The 21,883-nt window shown below is 69.9% G+C and carries 21 protein-coding genes, 1 tRNA gene and 1 pseudogene; 13 read left to right on the top strand and 10 right to left on the bottom strand.

Annotation, left to right across the window (positions count from 1 at the left end):
* Positions 1–57 precede the first annotated feature (57 nt).
* The 3 genes from E6G06_06560 to chrA all read left to right on the top strand — a co-directional run bounded on the left by E6G06_06560 (position 58) and on the right by chrA (position 4,672).
* A complete protein-coding gene (locus E6G06_06560; protein TML92208.1) occupies positions 58–1,005 on the top strand; it encodes a hypothetical protein in 948 nt (315 codons plus the stop codon).
* 102 nt (positions 1,006–1,107) lie between these two features.
* Complete coding sequence (locus tag E6G06_06565) at positions 1,108–3,492, top strand: FtsX-like permease family protein (protein TML92209.1); 2,385 nt, start codon at positions 1,108–1,110, stop codon at positions 3,490–3,492.
* A gap of 43 nt (positions 3,493–3,535) precedes the next feature.
* The gene (chrA, locus tag E6G06_06570) at positions 3,536–4,672 is read left to right on the top strand and encodes a chromate efflux transporter (protein TML92210.1); all 1,137 of its coding nucleotides are present in this window, start codon (positions 3,536–3,538) and stop codon (positions 4,670–4,672) included.
* Positions 4,673–4,684: 12 nt separating this feature from the next.
* Here the strand turns inward: chrA and E6G06_06575 are convergent, their stop codons facing one another.
* Positions 4,685–5,533: a polysaccharide lyase gene (locus E6G06_06575; protein TML92211.1), complete on the bottom strand. Its 849-nt coding sequence runs from the start codon at positions 5,531–5,533 to the stop codon at positions 4,685–4,687.
* A 94-nt stretch (positions 5,534–5,627) separates the two neighbouring features.
* Here E6G06_06575 and E6G06_06580 point away from each other — a divergent pair, with 94 nt between their 5' ends.
* Positions 5,628–6,782 (top strand): NAD(P)/FAD-dependent oxidoreductase, encoded by a 1,155-nt coding sequence (locus tag E6G06_06580; protein ID TML92212.1) that lies wholly within the window; start codon positions 5,628–5,630, stop codon positions 6,780–6,782.
* 79 nt (positions 6,783–6,861) lie between these two features.
* Here the strand turns inward: E6G06_06580 and E6G06_06585 are convergent, their stop codons facing one another.
* Both E6G06_06585 and E6G06_06590 read right to left on the bottom strand, forming a co-directional pair.
* A complete protein-coding gene (locus E6G06_06585; GenBank protein TML92213.1) occupies positions 6,862–8,835 on the bottom strand; it encodes a hypothetical protein in 1,974 nt (657 codons plus the stop codon).
* A 17-nt stretch (positions 8,836–8,852) separates the two neighbouring features.
* Positions 8,853–9,380, bottom strand: coding sequence for a pilus assembly protein (locus tag E6G06_06590; GenBank protein ID TML92214.1), 528 nt, complete (start codon positions 9,378–9,380; stop codon positions 8,853–8,855).
* 211 nt (positions 9,381–9,591) lie between these two features.
* On the opposite strand from E6G06_06590, the pseudogene E6G06_06595 reads away from it, so the two are divergent.
* The 5 genes and pseudogenes from E6G06_06595 to E6G06_06615 all read left to right on the top strand — a co-directional run bounded on the left by E6G06_06595 (position 9,592) and on the right by E6G06_06615 (position 12,502).
* A pseudogene (locus E6G06_06595) lies at positions 9,592–9,776 on the top strand (type II toxin-antitoxin system HicB family antitoxin).
* Positions 9,777–10,034: 258 nt separating this feature from the next.
* Entirely contained in the window at positions 10,035–10,748 is a 714-nt protein-coding gene (locus E6G06_06600; protein TML92215.1) for a hypothetical protein, read from the top strand.
* Between the two features lie 180 nt (positions 10,749–10,928).
* Entirely contained in the window at positions 10,929–11,210 is a 282-nt protein-coding gene (locus E6G06_06605; GenBank protein TML92216.1) for a helix-turn-helix domain-containing protein, read from the top strand.
* Between the two features lie 3 nt (positions 11,211–11,213).
* A complete protein-coding gene (locus tag E6G06_06610) occupies positions 11,214–12,311 on the top strand; it encodes a site-specific integrase (GenBank protein ID TML92217.1) in 1,098 nt (365 codons plus the stop codon).
* Positions 12,308–12,502, top strand: coding sequence for an addiction module toxin, HicA family (locus E6G06_06615; protein ID TML92218.1), 195 nt, complete (start codon positions 12,308–12,310; stop codon positions 12,500–12,502). Before E6G06_06610 ends, E6G06_06615 begins: the two co-directional genes overlap by 4 nt.
* Positions 12,503–12,804: 302 nt before the next feature.
* Here E6G06_06615 and E6G06_06620 read toward each other — a convergent pair.
* Positions 12,805–12,879 (bottom strand) — tRNA-Cys (locus tag E6G06_06620).
* A 103-nt stretch (positions 12,880–12,982) separates the two neighbouring features.
* Between E6G06_06620 and E6G06_06625 the strand changes: the two genes are divergently transcribed.
* Positions 12,983–13,357 carry a VOC family virulence protein gene (locus E6G06_06625; protein TML92219.1) on the top strand — a complete coding sequence of 125 codons (375 nt, stop codon included), beginning with the start codon at positions 12,983–12,985 and terminating at the stop codon, positions 13,355–13,357.
* A 37-nt stretch (positions 13,358–13,394) separates the two neighbouring features.
* Here E6G06_06625 and E6G06_06630 read toward each other — a convergent pair whose 3' ends face one another.
* Positions 13,395–13,625, bottom strand: a complete 231-nt coding sequence (locus E6G06_06630; protein TML92220.1) for a hypothetical protein — start codon at positions 13,623–13,625, stop codon at positions 13,395–13,397.
* A 56-nt stretch (positions 13,626–13,681) separates the two neighbouring features.
* Here E6G06_06630 and E6G06_06635 point away from each other — a divergent pair, with 56 nt between their 5' ends.
* Positions 13,682–14,269 carry a hypothetical protein gene (locus tag E6G06_06635; GenBank protein TML92221.1) on the top strand — a complete coding sequence of 196 codons (588 nt, stop codon included), beginning with the start codon at positions 13,682–13,684 and terminating at the stop codon, positions 14,267–14,269.
* Here the strand turns inward: E6G06_06635 and E6G06_06640 are convergent.
* Complete coding sequence (locus tag E6G06_06640) at positions 14,256–14,705, bottom strand: class I SAM-dependent methyltransferase (protein ID TML92285.1); 450 nt, start codon at positions 14,703–14,705, stop codon at positions 14,256–14,258. The two genes, E6G06_06635 and E6G06_06640, sit on opposite strands and share 14 nt — an antisense overlap.
* A gap of 197 nt (positions 14,706–14,902) precedes the next feature.
* Entirely contained in the window at positions 14,903–15,370 is a 468-nt protein-coding gene (locus E6G06_06645) for a hypothetical protein (protein TML92222.1), read from the bottom strand.
* Positions 15,371–15,527: 157 nt separating this feature from the next.
* Here E6G06_06645 and E6G06_06650 point away from each other — a divergent pair, with 157 nt between their 5' ends.
* Entirely contained in the window at positions 15,528–16,553 is a 1,026-nt protein-coding gene (locus E6G06_06650; protein ID TML92223.1) for an alpha-hydroxy-acid oxidizing protein, read from the top strand.
* 10 nt (positions 16,554–16,563) lie between these two features.
* On the opposite strand, the gene E6G06_06655 is transcribed toward E6G06_06650, so the two are convergent.
* From E6G06_06655 to E6G06_06665, 3 genes are all read right to left on the bottom strand, one after another.
* Positions 16,564–16,890 (bottom strand): hypothetical protein, encoded by a 327-nt coding sequence (locus E6G06_06655; GenBank protein TML92224.1) that lies wholly within the window; start codon positions 16,888–16,890, stop codon positions 16,564–16,566.
* Between the two features lie 179 nt (positions 16,891–17,069).
* Positions 17,070–17,531 carry an ATP-binding protein gene (locus E6G06_06660; protein ID TML92225.1) on the bottom strand — a complete coding sequence of 154 codons (462 nt, stop codon included), beginning with the start codon at positions 17,529–17,531 and terminating at the stop codon, positions 17,070–17,072.
* Positions 17,446–18,258 (bottom strand): hypothetical protein, encoded by an 813-nt coding sequence (locus E6G06_06665; GenBank protein ID TML92226.1) that lies wholly within the window; start codon positions 18,256–18,258, stop codon positions 17,446–17,448. Before E6G06_06665 ends, E6G06_06660 begins: the two co-directional genes overlap by 86 nt.
* Before the next feature lie 141 nt (positions 18,259–18,399).
* Here E6G06_06665 and E6G06_06670 point away from each other — a divergent pair, with 141 nt between their 5' ends.
* Complete coding sequence (locus tag E6G06_06670; GenBank protein ID TML92227.1) at positions 18,400–21,876, top strand: hypothetical protein; 3,477 nt, start codon at positions 18,400–18,402, stop codon at positions 21,874–21,876.
* The last annotated feature ends 7 nt before the right edge of the window (positions 21,877–21,883 follow it).

The raw sequence follows: 21,883 nt of genomic DNA on the forward strand, positions 1-21,883 counted from the left end.
AGTCCCCCGCCAGCGCTGTCCCGGCTGATTCTGCAGTAGACGCCTACCTGGGTACTCATGTGTCAGAAGTGTAGTAGTTCTCACGAGCCGTTCGACACCCCCGAGCCGTGGGGTCGCCGCTATGACCCGGAGTGGGAGGGCGCGCGGCTCATCTGGCCGCCGTACGCGAGGAACCACGCCGAGTCCGGGCTGACCGAGCGCGAGGGTCGTCACCTGCGGTCGCAGTACGCAGCCAAGCTGGCGATGATCGACCACTGGCTGGGCCGGATCGTCGACGTGTTCGATCGCCACGACGCCTGGAGCACCACCGCGTTCATCCTCTGCACCGACCACGGCCATTACCTCGGTGAGCGGGGCATGTGGGGAAAGCCGCAGGTGCCGGTGTATCCCGAGATGGGTCACATCCCGCTCCTGATGGCGTGGCCGGGCGCGGCAGCCGGCACCTGCGACGCGCTCACCACCACCGTCGACCTCCACGCGACGCTGTGCGACGTCTTCGGCGTCACGCCTGAGCACCGCACCCACGGCCACTCGCTCGTGCCCCTGCTCGACGGCACCGCCACCAGCGTGCGCGAATGGGCACTGTGCGGCGTGTGGGGCCGCGAGGTCCACGTGGCCGACGCGACCCGCACGTTCGCGAAGGCGCCGGTCGAGACGAACCGGCCGCTGTCGATGTACTCCAACCGTTGGTCGGTCATGCCGTTGCGCGCCTTCCCCGACGTGCGCCTTCCCCGCCCCGACCACCGGGCTCGGCTCGAGCGGGCTCCGCACAGCGAGGTGCCGGTGATCCGTCAGCCCTTCGACCCGGGCGACCGCCTCCCGTACTGGGCGGTGGGAAGGTTCAGCGGCGACCTGCTCTACGACCGTTGCGAAGCCGACGCGAACCGCGAGGTCCGCAACCAGGCGCCGGGCCCGGCCGCAGCCGAGATGACCGAGCTGCTCGTCGAGGCCCTTCGGTCGATCGCGGCTCCCGCCGAGCAGCTCGTCCGTCTCGGAGTGGGCTAGGCGACCGACGGGATTCGCGCGCGCACGCAAGGTCGTGGCACCACCACTTCCGCTTGTGCGCTGGCGCCCTGTTGGGCGCCCGGACCGCTGGTTTACGGTGCGATGGTGGGCGCTCGACGTGGTCCCTCGTCTGTTTCCGCGATGTGGGCCCGGGCCGACGTCCGCCACCGCTGGCGGTCGCTCGTCGCGCTGGGGCTCCTCGCGGGTGTGACTGCGGGGCTCGCGTTCGCGGCGTTTGCCGGTGCCCGGCGGACGAGCACCGCGCTCGACCGCCTGCGGGCTCGCACCAACGCGAGTGACGCGGTCGTGTTCACGAGCCAGGTCGGCGAGATCCTCCCCGACTGGACGCGCCTGCGGGCCCGGCCCGAGATCGAGACCCTCGCGCGTTGGGCGCTCGTGTTCGGCGAGATCGGTGGCGACCCCGGGGGCGTACTCTTCGCGTCGGTCGACGGCACCTGGACCGGCGACGTCGACCGACCGCTCGTCGTCAAGGGCCGCATGTTCGACCCGAAGGCGAGCGACGAGGTCGTCATCGACGAGAACATCGAGCGCGCCGGGATCGCCCACCTCGGCGACGTCGTGCCGTTCCACGCGTACGGCCCCACCCAGCAGGAGAACGGTGGACCGCCGACGGGCCCCCGGACCTCGCTGCGTGTCGTCGGAGTCGTGAGGAACGTCGCCCAGTTCGTGTTCGTCACCGACGGCCAGGCGATCCTGTCGCCCGGTTATCTGGCGCGCTATGGCGCTCGGGCGACCGTGCTCGAGAACGCGTACATCCAACTGCGCGGTGGGGCGGCGGACGTCGCCGAGCTCCAGCGCCACGTGAACACCGATGTGGCGCCGGGCACGCCACTGCTCGACGAGCACGCGGTGGCCCGGCGGGTGACCACCACGCTCGACGTGGAGAGCACCGCGCTGCTGCTGCTCGCCGCGGTCGTCGTGCTCGCCGGGCTGGTCCTCGTGGGCCAGGCGCTCGGCCGGTCGGCGGCGGTGATCGGCGACGACGCACCCGCATTGCGCGCCATCGGCATGACGAGGGCTCAGCTCGCCGGGGCCGCAGTGCGCGCCCATCTGCCGGCGGCAGGGATGGCCGCCGTCGTTGCGCTCGTGACCGCGTTTCTCGCGTCCGCGTGGTTCCCATTGGGGTTGGGCGCGAGGATCGATCCCGTTCGTGGCATGCACGCGGACTGGTTCGTGCTCGGGTTGGGCGAGGTCGCACTCGCAGCTCTCGCCCTGGGTGGAACCGCCCTGGTTGCCTGGGTCGCGTGTCGCAGCCGCGCCCTGCGGGTCGGGTCGATCCGCCCGGGTGCCTTCGCCTGGGTGCGTCGCACCGCCCCGGTGGCGATCGGGCTCGGCACCACCATGGCCTTTCACCGCGGGTCGGGGCGTCGCCGCGTGCCCACCGGCCCCGCCCTCGTCGGTGCCGTGTTCGGAGTGCTCGGCGTCGTCGCGACGATGACGATCAACCACGGCCTCACCGACGCCCTCGGTCACCCGGAGCGGGCCGGCGTGGCGTGGGATGCCGCGCTCAGACCGGTCGACGCCAATCTCGCCCACCTCGGCCCGCTCATCGACCGCGCCCGCACCGACCACGACGTCGCGGCGGTGGCGGTGGCGGATCGCGTTGCGGTCGACGTCGCCGGGGTCGGCGTCCCGGCGCTGACCGTGCGTCCGTCGCGCGGTGGCAACCCACCCATTCAGCTGGTGACGATTGCGGGGCGGGCACCGCAGCGCGCCGACGAGGCGGCGGTCGGGCCCGCCACGGCCCAGCAGCTGCACGTCGGGATCGGCGACACGATCGTCGTGGGCCGTCCCCCCCAACGCGTCCGGATCGTCGGGAAGGCGCTCTTCCCCTCCGAGGTGCACTCCGCGTTCGACGAGGGCGCGTGGCTCACGCCGCAGACCCTCGACGCGGTCGCGCCGCCCTCCACCGCGGGCGTGGAGCTGGAGCGCCTGGTGGTGGTGCGCTTCCGAGCCACCGTCGACGTCGGGGCTGCGACCCGGCGCCTCAGCAAGCGGATCGACCCCGCGATCGCGAGCGGCGAGGGCCGCCAGGTGCCGGTCGAGCTCAGCAACCTGCGGAACGTACGGAGGCTTCCGTCGCTGCTCGCCGGCTTCCTCGCGCTCCTCGCCGTCGCCGCGCTCGGCCACGTCCTCGCGACATCGGTCCGCCGCCGGCGCCGGGAGTTCGCGGTGCTGCGTGCCCTCGGCGTCAGCGGTCGGGGCGTTCGCCTGATCCTCTTCGCGCAGGGGTCGGCAGTCGCGGCCACAGGGATCCTCCTCGGCGTCCCGCTCGGCCTCGCGGTCGGGAGAACGGGTTGGCAGGCGGTCGCCGACCAGGTGCCGCTCCGCTATGTGTCGCCCTTCGAGCTGTTGGCAGTGGCCGCAGTCGTCCCGGTCGCCATCGCCGCCGCCAACGTTCTCGCGATCTGGCCCGGCCGGCGGGCGGCGAAGTTGCGGCCCAGCGAGGTGCTCCGCTCCGAGTGACCTCTCCGTCGCGCGCCGACGATGAGCGCAGTTCAATAGCCCGATGCCGAAGCGACAGGACCGGCGCCGGGACCTCGTTGCGCTCGCTCGTCTTTTCGCGTGGCTCAGCGTCACCGCCTTCGGGGGCCCCGCCTCCCACATCGCCATGATGCGGCGAGAGTTGGTGGAGCGACGCGGCTGGCTGAGCGACACCGAGTTCCTCGATCTCCTCGGCGCGAGCAATGTCATTCCCGGTCCCACGTCGACCGAGGTCGCCATGCACGTGGGGCGCCGCCGCGCGGGAGTGGCAGGGCTCGTGGTCTGCGGCGTGGCGTTCATCGGCCCCGCGGCCGTGATCGTCGGGATCCTGGCGGTCTGCTATCGCCGCTACGGCACGACCCCCGCGGTCGGCGACATCTTCGACGGCATCAAGCCCGTCGTGGTCGCCATTGTCGCGATCGCCGTGATCCGACTGAGCCAGGCCGCGATCCGCAGCGCGAGCCTCGCGGTGATCGCCGCGGCGGTGCTGGCGCTCTACCTGGCCGGCATCAACGAGCCGGTCCTGCTGCTCGCAGCGGCGGCCGTGGCGGCGCTCGCATCCGGGTCCCCTCGGCCCGACACCATCGCATCAGTCGCACTCATCGCTGCACCGGCGGTCGCCGGCGTCCACACCGAGCACGCCGACATCCCGCGCATCTTCGCCCTCTTCTTCAAGATCGGAGCGTTGCTCTTCGGCAGCGGCTACGTCCTGCTCGCGTTCTTGCGTCGCGACCTCGTGATCTCGCGGGGCTGGCTCACCAACACCCAGCTGCTGGACGCCATCGCGGTCGGGCAGTTCACCCCCGGCCCGCTGTTCACGACCGCCACGTTCGTCGGCTACCTCCTCGGCGGCACCCCGGGCGCTGTCGCCGCCACCGTCGGCATCTTCCTGCCATCGTTCCTCATGGTCGCCGCCCTCGAACCCGTCATCGCCCGCATGCGCCGCTCCGGCGCGACCGCAGCGGCGCTCGACGGCCTCAACACCGGCGCCGTCGCGTTGATGGCCGGCGTCACATGGTTCCTCGGCCGCGATGCCATTGTTGACCTACCCACCGCGCTGCTCGCCGCGGCGGCTGCCATCACGCTCGTCCGATGGAAGCTCAACCCGGTCTGGATGATCGCCCTCGGTGCCGTCGTCGGATTGCTCATCCACGCCGGGTGAGCAGTGGCTCGCTCAGGTTTGCGTCTTCCTCGCCTGGTAGACCGCGATGTCGTCGTTGGCCACGGTGCCGCTCGTGAGCGAGGGAGGGGCGTAGAGCCCGAAGTGCATCTGGTAAAGCGAGCCGTCACCGCCGTTCACGTGCGCGGCCGACAGGAGCACGCCGTCCTGCCACACCGCCGCCGCGCCGTGGTCGGGGTCGAAATCCATCCACGTCGTGATCCGTACCCATTTCCCGCGCGGGAAGGGAAGGTCGGTGCGCTGGAACTCCCGATCACCGACCCCTTGGTCGGGGACGTGGAAGAGATGCAGCCAACCCTCCCAGCCGACGTTCACCGTGACCACCCGCGTCCACCCGTCCGACGCATCGGCCGAGAACGTCGCCAGGCTGAACCACTCACCCCGCTGGAGCGTCACGTCGTCGAGCCGCGCCCAGAACTCGATGAGACAGGGCGTCGTGCACTTGCCGACCGGCCTTTTCTGCAACTGGATCGTCGGGTACCCGCGGTGATTCGGACCGTCGACGAGTTCGGTTCCGGTGACGCCCGTGAGCCAGCCCACGTGGACCCGTTGCCCGGCATGCGCGTTGCCGGTTCGAACCTCGTGACGGGTCATCGCGCTCTGCGGTGTGACATAGAAGCCGGCGAGGTCGGAGTCCTTCTCGAATCCCGTGGCGTAGACCGTCGTGAGCCGGACGTGGTCGAGCGGGGGGATGCCGAGTGCGTCGAGGACGGGGCGACGCTCGAGCGGCGCTACCTGAGGGGGCGGGCCACACGCCGCGACGGCGCACGCGGCGCCGACGACCGCGGTCAGTCCCACGAGGTGGGCCCTCCAGCGCCGTGGGGACCCGCGCGGCAGCGACATGGCACCAGTGTGGTCGCCGGCATCCGCACGCGTCGACCGGGTGCCGAAGGGGTAGGTCGGCGCGGACGGTCGAGTCGCGCGTATCGTCCCCGCCATGCGCGTTGTCGTCCTCGGAGCCGGGTTTGGCGGGTTGGAGCTCACGACCAGGTTGTCGGACGAGTTCGGAGACGCAGCCGACGTCGTGTTGATCGATCAGAGCGACGGGTTCATCTTCGGGTTCTCGAAGCTCGACGTCATGTTCGGTCGGACCGGGCCCGATGCGGTCCATCATCCCTACCGCGACCTCGTCAAGCCAGGTGTTCAGTTCGTGCAGGCGACGGTGACCGCGATCGATCCCGTCGCCAAGCGCGTCGAGACCGACGCGGGGACCTTCGACGCCGACATCCTGGTGGTCGCCCTCGGCGCCGATCTTCACCCGGAGGCCACGCCCGGGTTGCTCGAGGGAGGTCACGAGTTCTACACGGTCGAAGGGGCGTTCGGGCTACGTGACGTGTTGGCCGACTTCGACGGTGGTCGGGTGATCGTCGGCGTGACGTCGACGCCCTTCAAGTGTCCGCCCGCTCCGAGCGAGACGGCTCTGCTGGTGCACGATCACCTGACGCGGCTCGGGCTGCGGGAACGCTCGGAGATCGCGCTCGTGATGCCGTTGCCGGTGCCCATCCCGCCGTCACCCGCAGCCTCGCAGGCGCTGCTCGTCGCGTTCGAGGAGCGGGGCGTCGATTGGTACCCCGAACGACTCGTGCGCGGGCTCGACCCCGCTCGCAACGTCGCCACGTTCGCCGACGGAAGCGAGATGCCCTACGACCTGTTCCTCGGAGTGCCTGTGCACCGCGTGCCCACGGTGGTGGCCGAATCGGGCATGACCGTCGACGGATGGATCCCCGTCGACGCGATGACGCTCGAGACCTCGTACCCGGGAGTCTTCGCTGTCGGCGACGTAACGAGCGTCGGAACACCGAAGGCGGGCGTCTTCGCCGAAGGACAGGCCGCGGTGGCCGCGGAGCGCATCGCGGCGATCATCCGCGGCGAAGACGGCTCCTCGGAGTACGACGGTCACGGCCTGTGCTACCTCGAGTTCGGGCACGACGAGGTCGCGCGGGTCGACGTCATGTTCGTGAGTGGGCGACCGCCGACGGGGACCTTCGACGCCCCGTCTCACGCCATCGCCTTGGACAAAGAGGTGTTCGGGTCCAGCCGCATCCAGCGCTGGTTCGGTCGCGCCTGGACCAACCTGGGCACACCGCGCTGAACCAGGCCATCTGGGAAGGCCTTGCCCGCTTCGGCGTTACCGAGGAAGAGACCTTCTGCTCGCCGAGCTCGCGGCGATCTCATCGGATGAGCCCGAAGTTGCCCACTGGGATCGGCACCGCGTCGTTGGGATTGGGCAACATGATCAGGTCGCCCTGGCCTGCGAGGTTGAGCCGCCGCGAGACGAACTGGGCGTTCAGGTTCTGGGCGATGGTCGTGTTCCCGGCGAAGGTGAACAGGGCGTTGGGCATGAAATACACGCCCGCGGTCGAGGCCGAGCCGTTGGAGCCGATTTTCGAGTTGGGCGGGGACTGACTCGTGCCGGCATTGCCCGCCTCGGTCCAGAACGCCAGATCCTCATAGGGGTTGGAGGTGTCGGGCGGCGCCGTGCCCTGGTTGGGCGACGTCCAGTCCGTGTTCAGGCCCTGCAATCCGAGATACCCGGTGTAGGCGGGGCTCGACACTGCCGGACAGGGTTGGGCGACGACGCAGCCCGCGGGTGAGCCCGAGGCGTTCTGGACCGGGGACGCGAGACCGGACATGTACACGAAGGTCTGGCACAGCCGCACGGTGCCGTTCGAACCGGAAGTGAACGGCCCGCTCTTGATCACGAGGTGGCTGGGTGTGACAACGGAGCCGGCACGCAGCGCGCAGGTCGCGGCCGCGCCGGTGTTCACCAAGAACGATCCATTCGCACTCACGCCCGCGGCACAGGTGAGCGACCCGCACCCGTTGACCAGGAGCTCGGTGGCGTTCGGGAACGCGACCGCGCTGTTCGCGCCAACGCTGATGGTCCCCTTGGTCAGGAACGTCGTACCCGTGAACGTGAGGCTCTTGGGGTTCAGATCGTCGCAGTTGATGAACACTTTGGCCTGGTTGACCGTGAGCGGCGCGTTCATCGTGCACGACGCCCCCGCGAAGTCGTCCGGGAAGACCGTGTAGCCATAGCCCGCTCCCCTGAGCGTGGCCACGTTGGTCACGAGCGCGAAGAGGGCGTTGGACGCGCTGCGGAGTGCGTTGATCCCCGAGTTGGTCGGAGCGGCGTTGTAGCGATCGTCGAACGGCTTGCGCGACGTGACCGAACCGGCGGTGACTGGGCCCGGGCACACCCCGTTGTCCACGGTGGCGGCGTCGTGGCCGGTGCCCACGTAGGCGAGGTCCAACAACCCCCGAAAGTAGGTGCCCGCGGTGTTGGGGCAGGCGGGTGTCCCCACCCCTTGGGCAAGAATGCTGGGCTGGCCCGGGCGAGTGGAGCCGGACCCGTTGGGGATCTGGCCGCCGTAGATGACGTAGTTGCTGGCGCCCGAGCCGCTGCAGCTCCCGGGGCTCGAGGTGAGGCCCGCGCTGTCGGCGTGGATGATGCCGGGATGGGCGTCGTCGAACTTCTTGACCAGCACATTGCCCGAGCCGCTGGTCTGGAGGGCCTGGCAGTCGAAGCGCTCGAGGACGATGAGCGCCGCCACCTGCTGGTTGTTGAAGCTGCGGATGGCACGGACGACCGCCAGGCGGGTGCCGGTGAGGGAGGAAAGGCCCGCGATGCGCCCGAAGAAGGTGGGCGTCGTGCGCGTCACCAGAACCATCATGCGCTCACAGGGTTGGCCGTCGGTGGTGGCGGAGCGAGATGCGTGGGGATCCGCGATCTGGCTGGCCGGAACCGGATACCGGATCACGATGGTGTACGGCCCGGTGTTGGCCATCAGCGCATCATGGGGTGTCGGGTTCAGGGGGTCGCATGCGAGGGCGGTGCCCAAGGGGGTGCAGTCGGCCGACGCGGCGGCGGGCAGGTCGGGGGTGTTGGTCTGCAGGTAGGTGAACGCATCCGCGCACGCGCCGGCCACCGTGCGTCCGCTGATGCCGGCAACCGCGTCGCCCAACTGCGGGCCCGCGGCCAGCGCGGCAAGATCCGCGGCACTCTGATCGGCCCGCACGTTCGACCGCAGCTGGCCGAGGTCGATGACGAGGCCCACCATGGTGAGCAGCGCCACCAACAGCAGTGCCCACATCACCATGAAGGCGCCGTTCTCGTTGCGTGGCCTGAGCAGCAGTCGCGACACGTCTGGCCTCGTCTCGCTCAGGTGTCCGACTCGAACTTCGCCACAGCCCGGGCCGAAAGATTGAGGTTCATGGTGAACACCAGCGCCTCGAGCGTCCCCGGACGCGCCACGGTGACCTGGACGCGCTTGCCGGTATCACCACTGCCGTCGTCGTAGCAGTTGGACTGGCCGGCAGGCAGGTTGACCTGGTGGCTGGCGTCGACTGCGGCGGGTGGGCTGCCGTCCACCAGGGCCACGCACACCTGTGAGGCGGAGAGATCACCGGACGAGCGCTCGACCACCACTTGTTGGACCGCCGTGGCCCAGTTGGTGGCGGGCGAGGTGAACGTTGTCTGGTTTTGCGGCAGCGTTCCGCCATACCGCGCGCCTTCGTTGGCGGCGTGGGCGAGATCGAGCTTCTGGTTGTATGCGATGGCGCCGGTGAAGGTCCCCAGCACCAGGATCATGAAGACCGGCAGGATGAGGGCGAACTCGACCAGTGCCGCGCCTCGTTCGACTCCATGGCGGCGCCAGGGCGTGCGCCCGCGTTGACCCATCGCTCTCATCTCCACACGTTGAAGTTCTCGTCCCGCTCCCCCCTGCTATCGGCAGCTTCGGTTTCATGATTGAGAAGCACCGCTCGGTAGCCGGGGACCTCGCCGTCGCAGGCAGCATCGGGGGGCGGGCCTCCGCCATCCGGAGGACGAGCTCTCTCTCCGTAGCCGGACGGCGGAGGAGGCGCCCGCCGAGGCCACGCCTGCCACGAGCACCCCAGAGGGCGACGCCTTCTCGGCCTACGCCCCGGAGCTCGCCGGGTGCGTCGTGACGGGCAAGAGCGTCGCCGAGGTCCAGAACCTCATGCGCGAGGCCTCGAGTTCCACCTCGAAGGAATGACGATCGACGGCAACCCGACTCCGCCGCCGACGACGGTCGCCACGGCGATCGCCAAGATGCAGTCGTAGCGCGATGGGGCCACGAGCTACGTCTTCGAGGCGTCGAGCGGAATCGAACCGCTGTAACAGGCCTTTGCAGGTTCGTTCCGCCGGGTCCTGGCGGACCTCGACAGAACGAACCTGCTGGTCACAGAGGGTCTGCGAACAGCGGCGAACACCAGCGGACGACTGCGACCGCGGGATGGACGCGGGATAGAACGCCGCCCAACGCTTTCGATCGCGCAATCGGTGCCTTGCATGCGCCGGCGAGTCCGTACTGTCGGCGGCGTGGCCACTGGCGTATGCCCGGTCTGCGGTCAGACCGAAACGATGAACATTGAAGATGTCCTGCCGCAGTGGGTGCGGCGACATGCGACATCAGTGGCGCCTGGGGCGGCATTCACGGGGACGCTGGCATCGGGCGCGCCGTTCAATGCGCCGGTGCCGTTCAAGATCACCGTGAGGGTGGGCCAGCCATGCAACACGTGGATGGGTGAGAGGTTCGAGGCTCCCGTCAAGCCGGTGCTGCTCCCACTGCTGGATGGCGTGGCGCAGAGGCTCACGTGGGTGGACCAGGAACTCATCGGTCGGTGGGTTACCAAGACCGCCCTAATGAACGCGCTTGCACATCCCCCGCACCCGGATCTGGCGGTGTACCAGGCATTTCGCCGAAGCGGCAACCCACCGCCGGGAAGTCGCGTGCTACTTGGCATCTACTCATCACCAGGTGTACTCCCGAAGACCCGCCAAGGTTTTCGGTACGCCGGCCCGGGCACTGCGCCTCCCGGGACATTGGAGTTCCTCCCGTTCAACGCGATTCTCGGTCAGTTGGTGATCGTGTTCTGCCTGCCAATGCAAGGGCCGCCCGTTCGCACCGTGGCCGAGGCGGAAAGCGCGCTCATCGGGATCTGGCCGCCGACTCGTTTGCCTATCACCTGGCCACCTTCCATTGGCCTCGACGCCGCTGGTGTGGAGGCCGCCTCCCTGTGGGAGTTGGCCTAGGCCGAAGGCGAGCAGCAGGCGCGGCAGAACTGCGGTCCGGTGTTGCTCCTGCAAGCGAGCGCGCCTCCGCCGTTAGCGCATTGCGTTAACGGCAAGTCTGTGTGGGTCTACGAGCGGTGCTGATCGCGGATCCTAAGAGCGCGTCGCGACTTTGGAGTCGCGACCGTACGTGGGTTCTCGATGGGTCATGCGCGGCATGTCGTGAAGGGTGAGCCGTTGCTACTGACGGTCGTCGAGGCGGCGGCGATGCTGGGCGTCGGCCGGACGACGGCGTACGAACTGATCGCCGGCGGAGAGCTCCAGGTCGTCCACATCGGCCGCTCGGCGCGAGTCCCGCTCGTAGCAGTCCACCGGTATGTCGACGGGTTGGTGTCACCGCCTCGTCGTACGATTCGGTCAGCACCTCGCCAGAGGACCGCTTCGCAGCCACCGCTGCCCTTCATTGACCTCACGAGGGACTGACGGATGGCTTCGATCTCGAAGCGCCTCACAGCGGCCGGAGAGGCTCGCTACGACGTCCGCTACCGCGCCGGTGGTCGAGCCGTCGAGGAGGCGTTCAAGCGGCGCCAGGACGCCGACAACCGGGTCCGCCAGATCGAGGCCGAGAGGCTCACGGGACCGATCGCTGATCCCCGTCGCGGGCGCGAGAGGCTGACCGACTTCGCCGATCGGTGGCTCGAGACGAGGCTCGTGAAGGGCAAGCCGCTCGCGCCGACGACGAAGCAGGGCTACGTCTGGCTGCTCGGCCGCAACATCGAGACGACGATCGGCGAGTACGAGCTGGCTCGCATCACGCCGTCCGTCGTTCGCGATTGGTACGCCAAGGTCACCGTCACCGCGGGTCGTGACCAAGCCGCGAAGAGCTACCGGCTGCTCCGAGCGATCCTCAACACGGCTGTCGATGACGAGCTGATCGGCCGCAATCCGCGCCGTATCCGCGGTGGTGGCAGCGAGCGGGCGGACGAGCGGCCGATGATCGACGCAGCGCTCGTCTTCAAGCTCGCGGATTCGATCAACGCGCGCCTGCGGGCGCTCGTGCTCCTCGCCGGGTTCGTCGGCCTGCGGACCGGCGAGCTGCTCGGCCTCCGTCGCTGCGACCTCGACCTCGAGAACGCCCGGCTTACGGTGCTCGTCCAGGCGCAGCAGGTCGTCGGTCAGGGCCGCGTCGTGACCGGACCGAAGTCCGAGGCCGGCCAGCGGACCGTCAGCCTGCCGAAGGTCGTCATCGAGGCGCTCGAGAAGCACCTCGCGAACTACGGACAGCCTGGTGAGGCCGGCGTGCTGTTCAGGGGCCCACGAGGCGAGCCGATCACGCGGGCCCTGCTCTCGAAGGAGTGGCAAGCGGCCCGGATGGCAGCGGGCGCGCCCGAGGGCCTCCGCATCCACGACCTCCGCCACCACGCAGCCACGCTGACGGCGCGCATGCCCGGCATCACCACGAAGGAGCTGATGGCCCGCATCGGCCACGCCTCACCGCGAGCCGCACTCATCTACCAACACGCCACCGAGCAACGCGACCGCGAGATCGCCGCCTACCTCGACGAGGCGATCCCCGAGCCATGAAGGTCCACGATCTCATCCGAATGGTCGAGAGGGACGGTTGGCAACTGGTGCGACAGTCCGGCAGCCAGCGTGAGTACTGGCACCCGTGGAAGTTCGGCGCCGTCATGGTCGCCGGTAACCTCAGCGAGACAGTCAAGCCCGGCACGCTTGCGAGCGCCCTGCGACAAGCAAGCCTGAACGGATCACGATGACCGGCTACGGCATCATCATAGGAGAGGGCGACTCGTTCTCCGCCTACGCGCCAGAGTTGCCGGGGTGTATCGCCGCCGGCAGCAGCTTCGCCGAGGTGGAAGCGCTGATGCGTTAGGCGATCGTCCACCACCTCGAGATCATGCGGGAGTACGGCGATGAGGTCCCGCCGCCTACGACCGTGGCCACCGCCATCGCCGAGGTCATCACGATCAAGTAGAGCGCGGGATGGGCGCGGGATGGACCTCCGGCGAGCGGAGCGAGCCAAAGCCCTGTGCACCGCGCGTGACCAGCACGAACGCCTTGGAGGCGGCGAGCGGAATCGAACCGCTGTAACAGGCTTTGCAGGCCCGTGCCTAAACCACTCGGCCACGCCGCCCCGGGGCCGACATAGTAAGTCAGGCGGCGATCGCCGCCACCATCTCGCCGTCGACCGACCGGCCGTGCTGCATCGCCGTCCTGCCGCTGCGTAGCATCCGAGGATGCTCCGGGTCCTCGCCTTCGACCACCTCGTGCTCAACGTCGCCGACGTCGAGCGCTCGCTCGCGTGGTACTCGGGCGAGCTCGGCCTCGAAGCGCTGCGCGTCGACGAGTGGCGTGCGGGGCAGGTCTTCTTCCCGTCGGTGCGGGTGAGCGACGACACCATCATCGACCTGTTGCAGGTCGAGCCCAGCGGGAACAACGTCGACCACCTCTGCCTGGTGGTCGACCCTGTCGACCTCGACGAGCTGGCCGCGTCGGGGCGCTTCGAGGTGGTCGACGGACCCGGGCCGCGCTTCGGAGCGCGGGGGGAGGGCACCTCGCTCTACGTGCGCGACCCCGACGGCAACACGGTCGAGCTCCGCCACTACGGCTGAGACCGGAGGGGGTGACTCTCGGACGCGTGACCGGGGGTCAGGCGGCCTGCGTGCGAGCGTGCTCGTCCGCGTTCGCGATCTCGAACGCGGACGGCTCGCAGCAGTGGTGCTCGAGGAACCGGCGGGCGTCCTGCTCGCTGTCGAACCGCAGCGCCCAGCCGCTGACCTGGTGGCGGACTACGGTGGCCTCGTCGCGGCCGCGCCCGGGCTCGCGGCGCTCGAGCAGACGGGCCACCAAACGCACCCCGGGACACCACTGCAAGGTCATGCCTTCGACGATAGGACACGACAGTGAGCCAACCCCGACATTTTCGTGACCACCTGATGAACAGGCGTGATCCGTCCGGCCGGTCCGCGCATAGAACAGTCGTGCACGCCAACCTCAGACGTCGAAGCGCCGGTCTCGCCGCGCTCGTGGCCGTCGTCCTCCTCGTCGCCGCATGCGGGAGCGACAACAAGACGACCAAGGCCGGCTCGGGCACCACCACCGGAAAGGCCACCACGACCACCACCCAGGCGACCGCGGCCGCCGCACCGGTGTCGACGGCCTCGAACCCGATGCTCGGAGAGATCCTCGTCGACACCAAGGGCTTCACCGTCTATGTCTACGATCCGGAGAAGAACGGCATGCCCTGCGTGGACGGCTGCGCCACCGCCTGGCCGCCCGTGGTGCTCGGGGCCGATGCCTCGCTCCCGCCCACCGGGCCGCTCGCCGCCGACCTGAGCACGGTGGCCCGGCCCGACGGCGCCAAGCAGGTGGCCTACAAGGGCCGACCGGTGTACCGGTTCGCGGGCGATACCAAACCGGGGGACATCAAGGGTGACGGCGTGGGCGGCGTCTGGCACGCGGTGAAGGTGGGCGGTGCCGGCGGCGCGACCACGACGACCGCGGGCCGGGTCAGCCCATACTGACGGGGGCCCGGGCCCACACCACGTCGAGCGGATCGTCGGTCGTGGCGACCGAACGGTCGCGTACCTCGCCGAAGCCACCGCGCTCGAGGTAGCCGCGCACCAGGCGGCGATGTCCGGCGCCGTCGTTCGCCAGCCAGATGGCGACGGCTTTGGTCGGGAAGCACCGGTTGGAGAACGACACGACCACCGGTCCGCCGGCTCGCAGGACACGACGGACGTCGGTGAAGACCTCGACGGGTCGGATCAGGTACTGCACGCTGACCGCGCAGACGACGGCGTCGAACGAGGCGTCGTCGAACGGCAGACGCGGCTCACGATTGAGGTCGTGGACCACGAACGACGAGAGCTGCGGGTTGTCGGCCATCTCGGCGGCGCTCATCCCCAGCCCCGTCACGGCGCCCAGGCCCTCGGGAAGATGCGAACGCCACGACGACATGAGGTCGAGCACGACCGCCCCCGGGGCGAGCTCCGATGCGTAGAGCGCGCGCAGCGCCGCGATCGCGCCGGGCTCGAGGTGAACGACCTTCCGCTCTACCGCGTAGAACCGCGCGTCGTCGGACGCGTCTTGGCGCGCGAACGGATCCCGACCCGTCACTGCGTCGACGCGGCGCTACCGGTGGCCGGCGGCGGAGCTCAGCCTCCGCCGGCGAACTTGGAGTTCGCCGGCAGCACGACGATCTCAGCCGCGTCGAAGCTCCCGTCGGGTGCCGCCTTGCCCTGGACGAGGATCGTGGCGCCCCGGAGGATGTCGGTCGCGCCACCCGTCGTGCTCTTGTCGATGACGGTGGTCGGCGACACGTTGATTACACGGTTCTTGCCCTTCGCGTTCTTGATCGTCACCGACGTGGGCGACACCGCGGTGACCTCACCCGCCGGCTGGGCACGCCGGGCCGGCTGCACCGCCTTGGCCGCGTTGGAGCTCTTGTTCTTCGACTTGACGCGGTTCTGCTCCACCTTGAAGCCGATGGCGAAACCGGCGAGCCCACCCACCGCGAGCGCCACGATCGCGGCGACGATCATCATCCCGAGCGGGCGAGGTTCGACCTCGTCGTCGCCGTCGGGCGGCTCGGACAGGGTCTCCGGGGACGTCGTGGGTTCCATGAATCTCCTTCACCAATGGGGCGAACTGCAACAGTCTGGCCGAGATCGGACCCGCGCCGCCTGTCGGGGACCCGAATTCGTCCCATCATCGCAGCCCGGGACCGGTCCGATGCTCGCGATCACCACTGCGCCCGGAGGCCCCGCTTAGGGTGCGGGCGTGACCGGACTCGACCTGCCCGGCCTCGAGGAGCAGGCACGCCAGGTGCTCCCGGCGTCGACCTACGACTTCCTCGCAGGCGGGGCGGACGACGAGCTCACGCTCTGCGACAGCCTCGCCGCCTGGTCACGTCTGCGGCTGTGGCCCAGGGTGCTGCGCGACGTCGCCGTGGTCGACACCTCGACCACCGTGCTCGGCGCTCCGGTCGCGGCGCCGATCCTCGTGGCGCCGATCGGGTATCAGCGCCTCGTGCGACCGGAGGGCGAGGCGGCCACCGCGTCGGGCACTGCCCGCGCCGGCACCCTGATGGTGGTGGCCACCCGCTCGAGCGTCGCGATCGAAGATGTCGCGCGTGCCGTCGCTCCTGCGCCGTGGTGGTTCCAGGTGTACGTGTTGCGTGATCGCTCGCGGACGGCCGACCTGGTGGCGCGTGCCGCGGAGGCGGGCTGCCGGGCCCTCGTCCTGACCGGTGACACACCGGTGCTCGGTCGTCGCATGCGCGACGAGCGGAACGCGTTCCGCATGCACATCGATCTCGAGTCCTCCGGCCGTGACCGCGGCGCCGAGCAGGACCCGTCGATCACCTTCGCAGCCGTCGAATGGCTGGCCGGGCTGGCCGGGCTCCCGGTCGTCGTCAAGGGGGTCCTGCGCGCCGACGACGCCCGGACATGCCTCGACGCGGGCGCCGCGGCCATCACCGTCTCGAACCACGGTGGCCGCCAGCTGGACACTGCGGTGGCGTCGGCCGACGCCCTGCCGGCTGTGGTCGACGCCGTCGCGGGCCGCGGCGAGGTCTACGTCGACGGTGGCGTGCGCCGGGGATCCGACATCGTCAAGGCCCTGGCGCTCGGCGCCCGCGCCGTCATGGTGGGGCGGCCGGTGGTGTGGGGTCTGGCCGTCGACGGCGTCGACGGCGTGGCTCACGTCGTCGAGGGGCTGCGTGCCGAGCTCGCACGCGCGATGGCGCTGTGCGGCGCCGCGTCGGTCGGCGACGTGACGTCGGACCTCGTCATGCCTGGAACGTGAGCACGACCGCTCAGGCGGAGGGCGCGCCGCCGAGCTTGTAGACGGCCAGGGCCTCGACGCGTTCGAGGAACTCGGGGCTGCGGCGGAATCGTGGCGCCAGCTCGTCGTACCCGGCCCCCTCCTGCCGCCACTGCAGGACGCGGCGTTCGAGTGGTCGCAGCACGTGAGTGTCGGATCGACCGTCGGTCTGACGGGCGACGTCGGTCAACGCGATCACCTGGTGGACGAACCGCGGTCCCCGCTTGAAACGGCGGCCGATCTCCTGTTCGTCGACGCCCTCGTCGACCAGACGCAGCACGCGTCGCTCGAGGGGCCGCAGGTGGGAGCGCGAGGTCATGACGCCAGCCTAGTGCCCTGGCCGGCAACGTCTGCCGCGTCTCGCCGGCCAGATGACGCCGCTCTCGGCGTTCTCGTCCTCGCCGTAGGGCTCGGCTATGGCTTCGTCCTGCGGCCTTGCGAGCGACGCCCCTGACTCGCCGAGACGCGGGCGAACGTTGCCGGTCACGGCACTAGCCGTCAGATCGCAACCTCGAACCAGACCGTCTTGCCCCGGGCCGACAGATCCGCGACCCCCCACTGCGAGGCGAGCGACTCGACGATCGCGATGCCGCGTCCCGAGAGCGCGTCGGTCTCGATCGTGCGCCGGATGGGAACGACGGGGCTGACGTCGACGACCTCGACGCGCACCACCTCGTGCCGCACACGGACGGCCAGCTCGGGTGCGGAGTGCGCGTGCACGAGCGCGTTGGTGATGACCTCACTCGTGAGCAGCTCGACCGTCTCGACGACCTCACCGGTCACCGCATTGTCCTCGAGCACGTCGCGTACGAACCGACGAGCCGTGCGCACGACGGCGAGAGACCGGCCGAGTGTCGTTCGTCGCTCGATGCTCTCAGGGTACCGGTCGAGCGCGCTCGCTTCGACGACCGGCCTCGTCCGCCGCGCGTCGGGCGGTCGCCAGCTCCTCGCGGGACTCATCCGCGAGCCGGCGCAGCTCGATCGCGTTGCGCTCGGCCTCGTCGGCTTCACGGGAGAGACGGTCGACGCGTGCCGCGACGCGCTCGGCCGCAGCCGCGAGTCGTCGTGCCTCGCGACGGGCGTCTTCGCGCGCCCTTTCCTGCTCCCGCTCTGCCGCCGCAGGCGTCGGACGCCTCGGCCGCTCAACCTGTCGGCGCGGAGCGGGCTCGCGTGGCGCGGGAGTCGAGACGATCGTCAGGTCGTCGACGAACCCGAAGCCCGCGGGTTCGAGGTCGCGCTCGAGGCGACCGCGACGGAGCAGCTCCCGCGCCTCCTCGTCGCCCGCCACAGCCTGGAGAGTGGACGTGATGCGGTCGCGCTGGGCGGGCGAGGGCGGCTTCCCCGAGTCCGACAGCACCTCGGCCGCCATGCCCGCGAGGCGGTCGACCTCGCCGTCGTGGGCCCGACGTGCCTCGCGCAACCGCGACGGGTCACCGCCCTCGAGGGCGTCGTGCTGCGCGTCGCGGAGCTCCTCCCCGGCCAAGAGAAGGCGCTCGACCTCGGCCGGACGGGTGCGGGACAGCTGGTTCAGGGCCCACGCCGCGATCGACGGCTTTCGCAGTGCCTTGACCACGGCCGCGCCATCGCGATCGGCGGCCTGCGCGAGCGCCTTCGCCAGCGCGTTGCGGGCGGCGATGAACGTCTCGAGCGGCTCGCTGTACAACGCATCGAGCCCGGCTGCCTCCATCAGTGACCCGCCATGTGGGGAGCCTACCGGCGCCGCCACGCAGGCCCAGGTGGCCCCGCACGGAGGAAATCGGCAAGAGTCTGCATCGAGGGACGCCCACGTCACACGGGCTCGGGGAAAGGACGGTGACACGTGGTGCCAATGGCACGCACGCGCAGGGCGGCATGCACCCTGTCGGTCGTCGCAGGACTGGTGTTGGGCTCCGCGGCCCCCGCCGCGGCGGCCTTCCCCCAGGACCCGCCCAACGATCCCGACTACGCCGCCCAGACCTACATCTTCGATCACATCCCGCCCGAGTACACCGTCGCGACCGACCCCGAGGGCGCGAGCGGGATGTCGATCGACCGGGCCTGGCGCGACTACACCACGGGCAGGCCCGACACCGTCATCGCCTACGTCGAGGGCGGCATCAACTGGCACGCCGGCGACGCCACGGAGCTGGCCAACCGCGTCTACCTCAACAAAGGCGAGCTGCCTCGTCCCTGCGCGGGCTCGCCCTGCGCCACCGTGTTCGGCGGGCCGCTATCTGCGTACGACCTCAACGGCAACGGCACGTTCAACGTCGCCGACTACGCGACCGACCCGCGCGTGGCGGACTGGAACGGCAACGGCCTGCGCGACCCCGAGGACCTCATCGTCTCGTTCTCGAACGGCGTCGACAACGACGGCAACGGTTACAAGGACGACATCTCGGGCTGGGACTTCTACACCAACCAGAACGACCCGGCCACGATCGACACGGCGTACACCCACGCCAACACCCAGATGAAGCAGGCAGCGGCACAGACCAACAACGGCGTCGGTGGGACGGGCATCTGTCCGAAGTGCCTCCTGCTCCCGGTCAAGGCCGGCGCGGAAGCCCTCGATCGCACCGACGACCTCGCCCAGGCGTGGCTGTTCGCCGCAGACGCAGGTGCATCGGTCATCGTCTCGGTCACCGCCGACCTGGGCTACTCGACGTTCATGCGCCAGGCGGTCGAGAGCATCTGGCGGCGCGGCGTGGTGATGGTCGAGGCCTCGAACGACTTCAACTCGACCGATCACCAGGGCGGCATGTGGTGGCCGCACGTGTTGCCGGGCAACGGGATCGTGGCCAACGGCCAGGGCGCGCCGCCCCCCGGTGAGCAGGCGTTGACCACGACGTTCCGGGAGCGGTCGAACTACACGTCGTGGGGCACCCACAACATGTTCTCGGTCGCCACCGATGGCGGCACCACCTCGGAGTCCACGCCGACGGTCGGTGGCGTGGCCGCGCTCCTCCTCGCGTACGGCAAGGACGCGGCCGACCAGCACCTCATCGGCTCGCCTCTCACCAACGCGGAGGCCATCCAGGTGCTCCGGGCCACGGCGAGCGACATCGACGACCCCTCCCTCGGGTGGCCGGGCAAGCCCGGCTGGGACCTGCAGTACGGCTACGGCCGGCCCAACGTGTGGAAGGCGATGCGCGCGGTCTCCCTCGCGCACATCCCACCGGTGGGCTGGATCGACTCGCCCGACTGGTTCTCGATCTACGACCCCACCACCACCTCGACCGTGCCGGTGACCGGTCACGTCGAGGCCCGCCGCTCACCGAGCTACACGTGGCAACTGCAGTACGCCCCCGGCGCGGAGCCGTCCGAGGCCGCGTTCGTCACCGCGGGCTCGGGCGCGGGAAGCGCGCCGTTCGACGGCTCGCTGGGGTCGATCAACCTCAGCACGCTCCCGTCATCGTTCTGGAACGCGGCGTACACCCTGTCGACCACCAAGTCGCTCGAGACCTCCGAGAAGTACACGGTCACCATTCGCATCCGCGTCACCGACGCGAGCGGTCGCAGGGGCGAGGAGCGACGCACTATCGCCGTCCATCACGACCCCTCGTGGAAGGCCGGCTTCCCCAAGCGCATCGGTCGGGGCGGAGAGAGCCAGCCCGCGCTCGTCGACCTCCAGGGCACCGGCCGACTGGCCATCGTGTTCGGCGACTCCGACGGATGGGTGCACGCCATCGACTCGCAATCGGGCGCGGAGCTGCCGGGATGGCCCGTCCACACCGATCCGACCGTGGTGACCAAAGCACACGCGGGGATCGATCCGGGCTTCGAGCCGATCGTGAGCAATGTCGCCGTCGGCGACCTCGAGGGCAAGGGGTTCCTGAAGGTCGTCGTGACGACGACGACGGGCACGGTGTACGTCTTCAACGACAACGGCAACCGACAGCAGACCTGGACGCCGAAGGCACTGAGCCTCGGCGCGATCACGCCACCCATCCCCCGCCCGCAACTGCCGTTCACCCGCCAGCGCACGCGTGGCGCGACCGCTTCACCCGTGCTGTACGACCTCGACGGCGACGGCAAGCTCGAGATCATCCAGGCGGGTTGGAACGGCTACCTCTACGCGTGGCACAACGACGGCACCGACCTCGCGGGTTGGCCGGTCGACGTGGGCTCCACGAACTTCACCGCGCCGAGCGGGTACACGCGGGTGAAGGACCGCAAGCTCGACGTTCCGCCCGCGATCGCCGACCTCGACGGCGACGGCCACCCCGAGGTGGTGATCCGCAGCCAGTTCACCGAGGTGACGGGTTCCGGCATCACGTTCGACGCGCACGCGCACCTGCACGCCTACAAGGCCAACGGCACGCCCGTGCCTGGCTTCCCGAACGACTTCATCACGTTCGCCGAGTACTACGGCTCGGCCCAGGAGTTCATCACCGAGGGGTCGAGCGTGCCGATCGCCGCTGACGTCGACGGCGACGGCAACGACGAGATCTCGGTGGGCGGCGCGTTCGGGCCGTCGCACCTGTTCGACGGTGACGGCTCGCTGCGGTTGACCTACGCGGCCGGCGGCGAGGTGGCGTCGACGTTCACCACGAGCGGCGCCTTCGGGAACTTCGGTGCCGGGCTGGCGTACGCGCAACCCGGTACCGACGGACAGTCGCTCGTCGACTCGCTCCTCCTCCCCGGCAGCGGCAAACCCATCAACAACGTGGAGCGCGCCTTCTCGGCGGCGGCGGGCGCGGCACAGCCGGGCTTCCCCTCCAAGCTCCAAGGGCTCGACTTCCTCGGCGCGCCGGTCATCACCGACGTCACCGGCGACGGCGCGCCCGAGCTCATCAACGCGGGAGACTCCTCGGCCCTCCACGGCTACACGACCAGTGGCACGCAGGCGACCGGGTTCCCGAAGTTCTTCACCGGGTGGAGCCTCGGGTCACCGACAGCGGGCGACCTCGACGCCGATGGCGACACCGAGCTGGTGATGCTCACGCGCGAGGGCTACCTGTTCGTCTGGAACACGCCCGGCCTCTCCAGCGCGAACAACCAGTGGTGGCACTCCAGCCACGACGAGCGGAACACGGGTCGCTACGGTGTCGACACGCGCCCGCCCGGTGTGATCCGCAACCCGTCGTGGACCGGTGGCGCGTCGGCCACGTTCACCGCGCCCGGGGACGACTGGTACACCGGCACGGTGACCAAGTACGTCGTGACCTATCAGCCGAGCAACTCGACCGTCAACGTCACACCCTCGGGTGCGGCGGGCTCGACGCAGACGATCGCGGTTCCCCCGGGCACCACCAGCTTCTCGGTGCGGGCGGTGGACGACGCGGCCAACTCGGCGCGATCGAGGACGGTCACCCCGAGCTGAGCCCCGC

This window comes from Actinomycetota bacterium (assembly GCA_005888325.1).
In the GTDB taxonomy this organism is placed as follows: domain Bacteria; phylum Actinomycetota; class Acidimicrobiia; order Acidimicrobiales; family AC-14; genus AC-14.